The following is a 1,137-nucleotide window of genomic DNA, read 5'->3' as shown; positions in this document are numbered from 1 at the left end:
CTCCCAGAAAAACAACAGGCCGAACTCCACCACGTCCCCGCCAACACCCGCCTCGTCTCCTTCGTCCCCCTGCACGCCCTCGCCCCCACCTGCTCCGCCGTGATCGACCATGGCGGACCCGGCACGGTGTTCACCATGGCGTCGCACGGCGTGCCGCAACTCGTGCTCCCGAAGCTGTTCGACGAGCCGGTGCTGGGCGACCACCTGGCCGGGCTGGGGGCGGGGCTGGTGGTGCGCGGTGGCGAGGCCACCGGAGCCCGCGTGCGCGAGGACCTGCTGCGCCTGCTCGGCGACCCCTCCTACACCCACGCCGCCGCACGGCTCCGCGAGGAGATGCACACCATGCCCACCCCCAACGACCTCGTCCCCGAGCTGGAAAGGCTCACCGCCCGACACCGCGGCACCACAGGGACCGGCTGAGGCCGCGAGGTCGGCCGCAGGAAGGAACACCATGCGCGTCCTGTTCACGACGTACGCCGAAAAAAGCCATTTCCTGGGGATGGTGCCGCTGGCGTGGGCGCTGCGCAACGCCGGTCACGAGGTGCGGGTGGCGAGCCAGCCCGAACTCACCGACGTCATCACCGGCGCCGGCCTCACCGCGGTGCCCGTCGGCAAAAACCACAGTCTCGGCAGGGTGCTCCAGCACGCCAAGGACTCGGGCCAGGAGAAGGACTTCGACATGGCCGAGGACCGCCCCGAGATGCTCACCTGGGAGAAGATCAGGGAGGGCTACCAGGGGCACGTGCTGTGGTGGTGCCGGCTGGTGAACGACCCGATGATCGTGGACCTCACCGACTTCTGCCGGCACTGGAAACCCGATCTGGTCATCTGGGAGCCGCTCACCTACGCCGGCGCGATCGCGGCGAAGGCGACCGGGGCCGCGCACGCCCGCTTCATGTGGGGGCTCGACCTGTTCGCCCGCATGCGCGGCCACTACCTGCGGGCGAGGCACGAGCACGGAGGCCACCTGTCGGACGCGCTCGGGCAGTGGATGGGGCTGCACGCGAGGCGGGCGGGCGTGCCGTTCTCCGAGGACATGACGAGCGGTCACTTCACCATCGACTACACCCCCACCTCACTCCGCCTGGACCTGCCCCACACCTACCTGCCCCTGCGCTACATCCCCTACAACGGCAC

General features: G+C 69.9%; 1 protein-coding gene and 1 pseudogene. Both read left to right on the top strand.

The window, feature by feature from the left end; all coding sequences use genetic code 11:
* On the top strand, positions 1 to 420 hold a 420-nt coding region (locus tag ABZ664_RS39420; protein WP_362522405.1), incomplete at its 5' end, for a nucleotide disphospho-sugar-binding domain-containing protein.
* Between the two features lie 31 nt (positions 421 to 451).
* Positions 452 to 1,137, top strand: a pseudogene (locus tag ABZ664_RS39415) (hypothetical protein); the annotation flags it as partial.

The organism is Streptosporangium sp. NPDC006930 (genome assembly GCF_040635605.1).
Taxonomy (GTDB): domain Bacteria; phylum Actinomycetota; class Actinomycetes; order Streptosporangiales; family Streptosporangiaceae; genus Streptosporangium.
Note: the sequence above shows the minus strand (reverse complement) of the source record. Positions and strands in the feature narration are given on the sequence as shown.